Genomic DNA, 9,604 nt, shown 5'->3' on the forward strand with positions numbered 1-9,604 from the left:
TCGCTCGGGTCTCGAACAAGTCGCCTTCGCAAGGGAGTTCCGGTACAAGCGTGCGCTACGAGGCGGCGCGCAACCGGGCGCTTTCGCCGTATGCGAGCCCTATGAACGGAGGCGGCATGGCCCCACCCATGTCCGCGAGCAGACTTCTGGACGCCCTGCGGGACGAAGGACTCACCGTCGTCGAGGTCGGTGACTGGCGGCACCACAACCGCAATCACAAAGGGCCCTGGGGCCCGGTGCACGGAGTGATGATCCATCACACCGTCACGAAGGGCAGCGAGCGCACCGTCCGCATCTGCCGCGACGGATACGCCTCCCTGCCCGGCCCGCTGTGCCACGGAGTGATCACCAAGAACGGCAAGGTCCACCTGGTGGGCCACGGCCGCGCCAACCACGCGGGCCCCGGCGACGACGACGTCCTGCGCGCCGCCATCGCCGAGAAGGGCCTGCCGCCGGACAACGAGGCGAACACTGACGGAAACCGCCACTTCTACGGTTTCGAGTGCGAGAATCTCGGCGACGGCGAAGACCCCTGGCCCGCCGCCCAGTTGGAGGCGATCGAGCGGGCCGCGGCGGCGATCTGCCGCCACCACCGCTGGACGGCCCGCTCGGTGATCGGCCATCTCGAATGGCAGCCGGGCAAGGTCGACCCGCGCGGCTTCACGATGCGTGCCATGCGCGCCCGTATCGCCGAGCGGCTGAAGTAGTCCAGCTGCCGCTGAAGCAGTCCGGCAGTCCCCGGGAGACTCCCCGCACCCCGGCCCAGGCCCACGCCCGGGCCCACGCCCACGCCCACGCCCACGAGCCGACCACTCCCGCACGCCTGACAATGAGCACGTGACCGCCCCCGACGAGCACGTGACCGCCCCCGACCTCGCCGCCCTGCAGCCCCGGCTCCCCTCCCCGCTGCAGCCGCTGGCCGACGAGCGCTTCACGCGCCGTGGCGTCACCCTGCTGCTCAAGCGCGACGACCTCATCCACGAGGCCCTGCCCGGCAACAAGTGGCGCAAGCTCGCGCTCAACCTCCGCGCCGCCCGCGGACGCCCGCTGCTCACCTTCGGCGGCGCCTACTCCAACCACTTGCGCGCCGTCGCCGCCGCGGGCCGCCTCCTCGGTTTCCCCACCGTCGGTGTCGTACGGGGCGACGAGCTCGCGGGCCGTCCGCTCAACCCGTCCCTGGCGCAGTGCGCGGCCGACGGTATGCGTCTGGTGTTCATCGACAGATCGACGTACCGACAGAAACACCAGCCGGGAACCCTCGCCCGCATCCTGACCGAGGCCCGGGCGCAGGACAGCTACGTCATCCCCGAGGGCGGCTCCAACTCCCTCGCCGTACAAGGCTGTACGGACCTCGGACACGAGCTGCGCGACAAGGCCGACGTCGTGGCGATCGCCTGCGGCACGGGCGGCACCCTCGCCGGACTCGCCGCCGGACTCGCCCCCGGCCGCGAGGCCCTCGGCATCCCCGTCCTCAAGGGCGGGTTCCTCACGGCGGAGATACGCCGTCTGCAGACGGAGACCTTCGGCGCCCCGACCGCCAACTGGCGCCTCGACGACCGCTTCCACGCCGGCGGCTACGCCCGTACGACCCCGGAACTCGACGCGTTCGCCGACGACTTCGAGCAGCGCCACGCCCTGCCCCTGGAACGTCTCTATGTCGCCAAACTGCTCCACGGCCTCACCGCCCTCACGGAGGAGGGCGCCTTCCCGCACGGCACCCGCCTCGCCGCGGTGATCACCGGCCGGCCCGGCCCGGAGGCCGTCGACCGCTCCTCGCGGTAGGCCGCCCGCTCCCGGGGGCCGCCGGCTCTCCCTCGCGGTAGGCCGCCGGCTACCCCTCGCGGTAAGCCGCCGGCTAGTCCTCCCGGTAAGCCGCCGCCTCCTCCAGATCCAGCCTGCGCAGCAGCGTCCGCAGCATCTCGTCGTCGATCCGCCGCTGGTCCCGCAGTCGCACGAAGACCTCACGCTCGGCGTCGATCATCTCGCCCGCGAGCCGCCGGTACGTGTCGTCGGCGCTCTCCCCCGTCACGGCGTTGACCGTGCCCAGGCGCTCCCACACCGCGTTGCGCCGCCGCTCCAGAACGGCCCGCAGCCGGTCGGCCAGCGCGTCCGGCAGGACGTTGCGTTCATCGGCGAGGAGGGCGTCGAGCCGCTCCTGCGCGGCCCGGGAAGCCTCGCTCTGGGCCTGCGCCTCCGCCAGCGTCTCGGCCCGGGCGTCGCGCCCCGGCACCTTCAGGACCTTGATCAGACCGGGCAGGCTGAGCCCCTGTACGACCAGGGTGCCGATCACCGTCGTAAAGGTCAGGAAGAGCACGAGATTGCGCGCGGGGAAGGGCGAGCCGTCGTCCAGGACATGCGGAATCGAGAACGCGATGGCGAGCGACACCACCCCGCGCATCCCGGCCCAGCCCACGATCAGCGGCCCGGTCCATCCGGGGTCCGGCTCCCGCTCCCGGATCCGCGTGGACAGCCACCGCGGGATGTACGTCGCCGGGTACACCCAGACGAACCGGGCGACGACCACGATCACGAACAGAGCCACCGCGTACCAGGCGGCGGTCAGCCCCTCGTACTCCCCCAGTTCCTTCAGGACCACCGGCAGTTGCAGCCCGATGAGAGCGAAGACGGCGGACTCCAGGATGAACGCGACCATCTTCCAGACGGCCGCCTCCTGGAGCCTGGTCGCGAAGTCGACCTGCCATGAGCGATGCCCGAGATAGAGCGCCACGACGACCACGGCGAGCACTCCGGACGCGTGCACCTCCTCGGCCGCCGCGTAGGCGACGAAGGGGATCAGGAGCGAGAGGGTGTTCTGCAGCAGCGCCTCGTTGAGGCACTTGCGCAGCCAGTGCAGCGGCACCATCAGGATCAGGCCGACCCCCACACCGCCGAGCGCCGCGAGCGCGAACTCTCCGATACCGCCCGCCCAGCTGGCCCCCTCGCCGACCGCCGCGGCGAGCGCCACCTTGTACGCGGTGATCGCGGTGGCGTCGTTCACCAGGGACTCGCCCTGCAGGATCGTGGTGATCCGCGAGGGCAGCCCCACCCGCCGGGCGATCGCGGTCGCCGCCACCGCGTCCGGCGGCGCGATCACCGCGCCGAGCACGAGCGCGGCGGTGAGCGGCAGGTCCGGCACGATCAGATAGATCGCGTAGCCGACGACCAGGGTCGCGAACAGCACGTAGCCCACGGAAAGCAGCACCACGGGACGCCAGTTGGCCCGCAGGTCGAGATACGAGCTCTCCACCCCGGCGGTGTACAGAAGCGGCGGCAGAAGCAGCGGCAGGACGATATGCGGATCGAGTTCGTACGCGGGCACGCCCGGCAGGTACGCCACGACGAGGCCGACCGCCACCAGGAGCAGGGGCGCCGGCACCGGAGTGCGGCGCGCGACCCCGGCGATCGCGGCGCTGCCCGCGACCAGCATCAGCAGTGGCAAGACATCCATGGTGATCCCGCGCCCGTCCATGATCGTGAGCCGCAGCCCTGACCTGCGTCGTAAGCTGCAATCATGAACGAGTGCACGCACGTTGAGCTGCTGCCCCACCCGGAGCCGCCGGCGCTGAGCGAGACCTGCCTCGAATGCGAGGCCGCCGGCAGCCACCCGGTGCAGCTGCGGCTCTGTCTGACCTGCGGGCATGTGGGCTGCTGCGACTCGTCTCCGTTCCAGCACGGCACCCAGCACTTCAAGGACACCGGGCACGCCGTGATGCGCACCTTCGAGCCCGGCGAGAGCTGGCGCTGGTGCTTCGCGGACGGTGCGATCGTGTGACGCCCGCAGGCGTACGCGGGGCGCGACCGCCGGGGTTCGACCGCGCGACGCGTGGGTACGTCAACCCGGCGCACTCTGTTGGCAATTGGGCCCGCAGACCCCTAGCCACTGTCCGTACGCATAGGCTTACTATGAGTGACACCAATGGGCCCCCGGGCGTAAGGGCCCCCGGGACAGGGAGCCTCGGAGCGCGATAGCGTCACCGCTGGACCTTGCGGCGCGTTACCCGTGCGACGCTGCGTATGGCCCGCCGCCCGTCGGCGGGCCGAGAGCCCGAAGGCGCAGGCCGCCGAGGAAGACCGAAGGCGCCTGCACCCTCGGCCCGACATGTTCGACCACCTTGGAGGTGAGGGTGTCCCAGATCGCAGGCGAGCCCGCGGCCCAGGACTTCGTCGAAGTCCGGCTTCCGGCTGCCGGTGCCTACCTGTCCGTGCTGCGCACCGCCACAGCAGGACTCGCGGCCCGATTGGACTTCACCCTCGACGAGATCGAGGACTTGCGGATCGCGGTCGACGAAGCCTGCGCGATCCTGCTCCAGCAGGCCGTGCCCGGTTCGGTCCTCAGCTGCGTCTTCCGTCTGGTCGACGACTCCCTCGAGGTCACGGTCTCGGCCCCCACCACCGACGGACGCGCCCCCGCGAGGGACACCTTCGCCTGGACGGTGCTCTCCGCGCTCGCGGGCAAGGTCGAATCCACGGTGGACGACGACAAGAACGTCTCGATCAGCCTGTACAAACAGCGCGGCGCGGGACCCGGGCCGGCGTGAGGGACGGGGACGGGCCGGTGCGAGGCGATGAGCGTGGCGCATGGGGTCTGCCATCCGATGGCAGCGAATCCGGCGCGGTCACCGGCGGGAGGCCCGGTCCTGCGGGGATCCGGGGCGCCGCCGGGAACCCCGGGAATCCCGAACAGCAGGCCCGGCCGCATCCGGACACGGAGGACGCTCCGCACGCGGAGCAGCAGGTGGCACGGAGCGACAGGGGCGAGCGCGGCGCGCTCTTCGGCCAGGCCGGGCGCGGGCCGGGGACACCTCCCGGCGGCAGCCGGGGGAGGGCGGGACACATGACTGGGCATCAGCAGCACGATCCGCAGGACCGCAGCGGCGCGAAGGCGCTCTTCGTCGAACTGCGCAAACTTCCCGCGGACAGCGCGGAGTACGCGGAGCTGCGCAACCGCCTCGTCCGTCAGCACCTCCCGCTGGTCGAGCACCTGGCACGGCGCTTCCGCAACCGCGGCGAGCCGCTCGACGACCTCACCCAGGTCGCGACGATCGGCCTGATCAAGTCGGTCGACCGCTTCGACCCGGAACGCGGCGTCGAGTTCTCGACGTATGCGACACCGACCGTGGTCGGTGAGATCAAGCGCCACTTCCGCGACAAGGGCTGGGCGGTCCGCGTACCGCGCCGCCTGCAGGAGCTGCGCCTCGCCCTGACGACCGCGACGGCGGAGCTGTCCCAGCAGCACGGGCGCTCCCCCACGGTCCACGAACTGGCCGAGCGGCTCGGTATCTCCGAGGAAGAGGTCCTCGAGGGCCTGGAGTCGGCGAACGCGTACTCCACCCTCTCCCTGGACGTCCCCGACACGGACGACGAGTCCCCCGCGGTCGCGGACACTCTGGGCGCGGAGGACGAGGCGCTCGAGGGCGTCGAGTACCGCGAATCCCTGAAGCCCCTCCTGGAGGACCTCCCCCCGCGGGAGAAGCGCATCCTCCTCCTCCGCTTCTTCGGCAACATGACCCAGTCCCAGATCGCCCAGGAAGTCGGCATCTCCCAGATGCACGTCTCCCGCCTCCTGGCCCGCACGCTGGCGCAGCTGCGGGAGCGGCTGCTGGTGGAGGAGTAACCAGCCCCTGCGGCGGTAGTCAGCCCCTGCGGCGCTTGAGCAGATCCGAACGAAGTTCGGATGCGGGGTCCGGGGCGGGGGCCCGGTTTCGGGGAGGGGCGGGGCGGGGAGAAAAAACCCGCCCCGGGGCCCCCGCCCGCCCCCGGGGCCCCCCAGCAGCCCCCCCCCCCCCAGCCGCCCCGCCCCCCGCGCCTGACCGCAGCCGCGGCCCTCGCCGCCCTGGAGGGCCTCGCCCTGATCGCCGGCGGCGCCTGGATGCTGATCCAGGGCCTCGCCGGCAACGTCGGCGACGCGACGCAGGCCGAGACCGGCGGCATCACCCTGATCGTCCTCGCGGCAATCCCCTTGCTCGCCGCCCGCGGTCTCCTCAAGCTCCGCAGCTGGAGCCGGGGCCCCGCGATCATCACCCAGATCCTCGCCCTCCCCGTCGCCTGGCAACTCCTCCAGGCCGACAGCATCGCCATCCCAGCCGGCATCGCCCTGGCAGTCGTAGCGGTCACGTCCTTGACCCTCCTGCTCAACCCGACGACGACGCAGGCACTGGGGATCGGCCCGAAGGCTTAGCCCCTGCGGCAGGGGATCGGCCCGAAGGCATAGCCCCCCGCGGCGCACCACCCGCACCCCCCACCACCCCGACCCGGGACGAACCCGGCATCCCAACCCCTCGGTATGGGCCAGATCAACTCCGCTAGGTACCCTTCCCGCATGCGTGCACTCCTCGTGGTCAATCCGGCGGCAACCACCACCAGTGCCCGCACCCGTGACGTACTGATCCACGCCCTCGCCAGCGAGATGAAACTCGAGGCGGTCACGACGGAGTACCGGGGCCACGCCAGAGATCTCGGACGCCAGGCCGCGGAGAGCAAGGACATCGAGCTGGTCGTCGCCCTCGGCGGCGACGGCACCGTCAACGAAGTCGTCAACGGACTGCTTCACAACGGCCCCCGTCCGGAGTCACTTCCCGGACTCGCGGTCGTCCCCGGCGGCTCGACCAATGTCTTCGCCCGCGCCCTCGGCCTCCCGAACGACCCGGTCGAATCCACCGGCGCCCTGCTCGACGCTCTGCGTACGGGAAGTCAGCGCACTGTCGGCCTCGGTCTGGCCTCCGGCACGGAAGGCACCGAGGACGAAGGAGTGCCGGCGCGCTGGTTCACGTTCTGCGCCGGCCTCGGATTCGACGCCAGCGTCATCGGACGAGTCGAACAGCAACGGGAACGCGGCAAACGCTCGACCCATGCGCTTTACGTACGGCAGATGGTCCGCCAGTTCCTCGACGAGCCCAACCGCCGGCACGGAACGATCACGCTCAGTCGCCCCGGCGAGGACCCCGTCAGCGATCTTGTGCTGTCGATAGTCTGCAACACCTCCCCCTGGACCTACCTGGGCAATCGCCCGGTCTACGCGTCCCCGCAGGCCTCCTTCGACACCGGCCTCGACGTGCTCGGCCTGAGCAAGCTGTCGACCCCGGCGATGGCCCGCTACGCCACCCAGCTGCTCACCTCGACCCCCGAGCGCGGCCCCCATGGCAAGCACGCGGAGCTGCTGCACGATCTGACGGACTTCACCTTGCAATCAAAGGCCCCACTCCCCTTCCAGATGGACGGTGACCACTTGGGGCTTCGTACGAGCGTCACCTTCACAGGCGTACGTCGTGCACTGCGTGTGATTGTGTGAGTGGAAGGGCCCAAAGTCCTTTCACTCGAACGTTTAGACCAGGGTCCACCCCATGGAAGTACGGCTGTGAGCTAGCCGACACCGAGGAATCAAAAAAAACTTTCCAGAAGGGGTTGTATCCGCCGTCGAGGTTTGCGAATCTCTTCTTGGCGCTCGACGCGGCTCGCAACATCAGCCCCACGGAGAGCCAGAACCCCTCCTCTCTCACAGGACCTACACCAGGAAACTGGTATCGGCCCTTCACTTGCGGGGGGATTCGTGAAAGCGTTCACATTCACAAGCAACCTGCCAGCAACACCTAGGAGATGGAGCAGCCATGGACTGGCGCCACAACGCCATTTGTCGTGAGGAAGACCCTGAGCTGTTCTTCCCCATCGGCAACACCGGTCCTGCGCTGCTGCAGATCGAGGAAGCCAAGGCCGTCTGCCGTCGCTGCCCCGTCGTGGAGCAGTGCCTGCAGTGGGCGCTCGAGTCCGGCCAGGACTCCGGCGTCTGGGGTGGCCTCAGCGAGGACGAGCGTCGCGCGATGAAGCGCCGCGCCGCCCGCAACCGAGCCCGTCAGGCTTCTGCCTGACGCTCCACCCCGAACGGACCTGAGCCCGGCGGCGCGTACAGCGAGTACGCATCTCCCGCCCCCGAGCCGCAGCGCGCAGTACCCTCAACGCGCAGAGCCGTTTGAAGCTGTAAGCCCCGGACCAACAGGTTCGGGGCTTTCTGCTGCCCAAGTGCCGTACGGGCGCGGCCCCTTGCCCCTTACGAGACCATGAAGTCGTACGGGAAAAGGGGCCGTGTCCGCGTCTAGCGCTGCGGGCGCACCGGGACGTCGAGCAGCACCTGGGTGCCGCGCTCCGGCGCCGGCTTCATGTCGAAGGTGCCGCCCAACTCGCCCTCCACCAGGGTGCGGACGATCTGCAGGCCGAGGTTGCCGGCACGCTTGGGGTCGAAGCCCTCGGGCAGTCCGACGCCGTCGTCCTGGACGGTGATCAGGAGGCGGGCGTCCTTACTGGTGCCGCCGCGTACCGCGGAGACCTCGACGGTGCCGGTCTCGCCCTCGCGGAAGCCGTGCTCCAGGGCGTTCTGCAGGACTTCGGTAAGGACCATCGAGAGCGGAGTGGCGACCTCCGCGTCCAGGATGCCGAAGCGTCCCGTGCGCCGGCCGGTGACCTTGCCCGGGGAGATCTCGGCGACCATCGCGAGCACGCGGTCGGCGATCTCGTCGAACTCGACGCGCTCGTCCAGATTCTGGGACAGCGTCTCGTGGACGATCGCGATGGATCCGACGCGCCGTACCGCCTCTTCGAGCGCCTCACGGCCGCTCTGCGAGTCGATACGGCGGGCCTGCAGCCGCAACAGGGCGGCCACGGTCTGGAGGTTGTTCTTCACCCGGTGGTGGATCTCCCGGATGGTGGCGTCCTTGGTGATCAACTCGCGTTCGCGGCGGCGCAGTTCGGTGACATCGCGCAGCAGCACGAGCGAACCGATCCGCGTCCCCTTCGGCTTGAGCGGAATCGCGCGGAGCTGGATCACACAGTCATTGCCCTCGACCTCGGTCTCGCGCGGAGCCCAGCCGCTGGCCAGCTTGACCAGGGCCTCGTCCACGGGGCCGCGGGACGGGGCCAGTTCCGCCGTGGCCTTGCCCAGATGCTGGCCCACCAGGTCCGCCGCCAGGCCCAGCCGGTGGTACGCGGAGAGCGCGTTGGGCGATCCGTACTGGACGAGGCCCTCCGCGTCGAGCCTGATCAGCCCGTCGCCGACGCGCGGTGACGCATCCATGTCGACCTGCTGCCCGGGGAACGGGAAGGAACCGGCCGCGATCATCTGGGCGAGGTCGGAGGCGCTTTGCAGGTACGTCAGTTCAAGGCGGCTCGGGGTGCGCACGGTCAGCAGGTTCGTATTGCGCGCGATGACGCCGAGGACGCGTCCCTCCCTGCGTACGGGAATGGACTCGACGCGGACCGGAACCTCCTCGCGCCATTCCGGATCGCCTTCGCGCACGATCCGGCCCTCGTCGAGCGCGGCGTCCAGCATGGGCCGGCGGCCGCGCGGCACGAGGTGCCCGACCATGTCGTCCTGATACGAGGTGGGGCCGGTGTTGGGGCGCATCTGGGCGACCGACACATAGCGCGTGCCATCGCGGGTGGGGACCCACAGGACGAGGTCGGCGAAGGAGAGGTCGGAGAGCAGCTGCCACTCCGAGACCAGCAGATGCAGCCACTCGAGGTCGGTGTCCCCGAGGGCGGTGTGCTGGCGTACGAGATCGTTCATGGAGGGCACGTGTGCGAGCGTACCTGGCCGCTTTGGCGCGTGTCCGAGGCG

At 70.3% G+C, this 9,604-nt stretch carries 10 protein-coding genes; 8 read left to right on the plus strand and 2 right to left on the minus strand.

Features of this window, described 5'->3' with window-relative positions; all coding sequences use genetic code 11:
* Positions 1-116: 116 nt before the first annotated feature.
* A complete protein-coding gene (locus JAO81_RS30505; RefSeq protein ID WP_199551189.1) occupies positions 117-707 on the plus strand; it encodes an N-acetylmuramoyl-L-alanine amidase in 591 nt (196 codons plus the stop codon).
* A gap of 130 nt (positions 708-837) precedes the next feature.
* Positions 838-1,782, plus strand: a complete 945-nt coding sequence (locus JAO81_RS30510; RefSeq protein ID WP_374194371.1) for a 1-aminocyclopropane-1-carboxylate deaminase/D-cysteine desulfhydrase — start codon at positions 838-840, stop codon at positions 1,780-1,782.
* 73 nt (positions 1,783-1,855) lie between these two features.
* Here JAO81_RS30510 and JAO81_RS30515 read toward each other — a convergent pair whose 3' ends face one another.
* Positions 1,856-3,448, minus strand: coding sequence for a Na+/H+ antiporter (locus tag JAO81_RS30515; RefSeq protein ID WP_199551190.1), 1,593 nt, complete (start codon positions 3,446-3,448; stop codon positions 1,856-1,858).
* Between the two features lie 63 nt (positions 3,449-3,511).
* On the opposite strand from JAO81_RS30515, the gene JAO81_RS30520 reads away from it, so the two are divergent.
* The 6 genes from JAO81_RS30520 (at position 3,512) to JAO81_RS30545 (ending at position 7,862) form a co-directional block, all read left to right on the plus strand.
* Positions 3,512-3,772, plus strand: a complete 261-nt coding sequence (locus JAO81_RS30520; protein WP_165335699.1) for a UBP-type zinc finger domain-containing protein — start codon at positions 3,512-3,514, stop codon at positions 3,770-3,772.
* Positions 3,773-4,124: 352 nt separating this feature from the next.
* Complete coding sequence (locus tag JAO81_RS30525) at positions 4,125-4,538, plus strand: anti-sigma regulatory factor (RefSeq protein ID WP_093608316.1); 414 nt, start codon at positions 4,125-4,127, stop codon at positions 4,536-4,538.
* Complete coding sequence (locus tag JAO81_RS30530; RefSeq protein ID WP_199551191.1) at positions 4,535-5,614, plus strand: RNA polymerase sigma factor SigF; 1,080 nt, start codon at positions 4,535-4,537, stop codon at positions 5,612-5,614. Before JAO81_RS30525 ends, JAO81_RS30530 begins: the two co-directional genes overlap by 4 nt.
* Before the next feature lie 60 nt (positions 5,615-5,674).
* On the plus strand, positions 5,675-6,178 hold the full coding sequence (locus JAO81_RS30535) for a hypothetical protein (protein ID WP_374194372.1): 504 nt from the start codon (positions 5,675-5,677) through the stop codon (positions 6,176-6,178).
* 141 nt (positions 6,179-6,319) lie between these two features.
* Complete coding sequence (locus JAO81_RS30540; protein ID WP_199551192.1) at positions 6,320-7,288, plus strand: diacylglycerol kinase family protein; 969 nt, start codon at positions 6,320-6,322, stop codon at positions 7,286-7,288.
* A gap of 316 nt (positions 7,289-7,604) precedes the next feature.
* Positions 7,605-7,862, plus strand: a complete 258-nt coding sequence (locus JAO81_RS30545) for a WhiB family transcriptional regulator (protein ID WP_052576829.1) — start codon at positions 7,605-7,607, stop codon at positions 7,860-7,862.
* A gap of 224 nt (positions 7,863-8,086) precedes the next feature.
* Here JAO81_RS30545 and JAO81_RS30550 read toward each other — a convergent pair whose 3' ends face one another.
* The gene (locus JAO81_RS30550) at positions 8,087-9,553 is read right to left on the minus strand and encodes a sensor histidine kinase (RefSeq protein ID WP_199551217.1); all 1,467 of its coding nucleotides are present in this window, start codon (positions 9,551-9,553) and stop codon (positions 8,087-8,089) included.
* Positions 9,554-9,604: the final 51 nt, after the last annotated feature.

This window comes from Streptomyces sp. N35 (genome assembly GCF_016464295.1).
Lineage (GTDB): Bacteria > Actinomycetota > Actinomycetes > Streptomycetales > Streptomycetaceae > Streptomyces.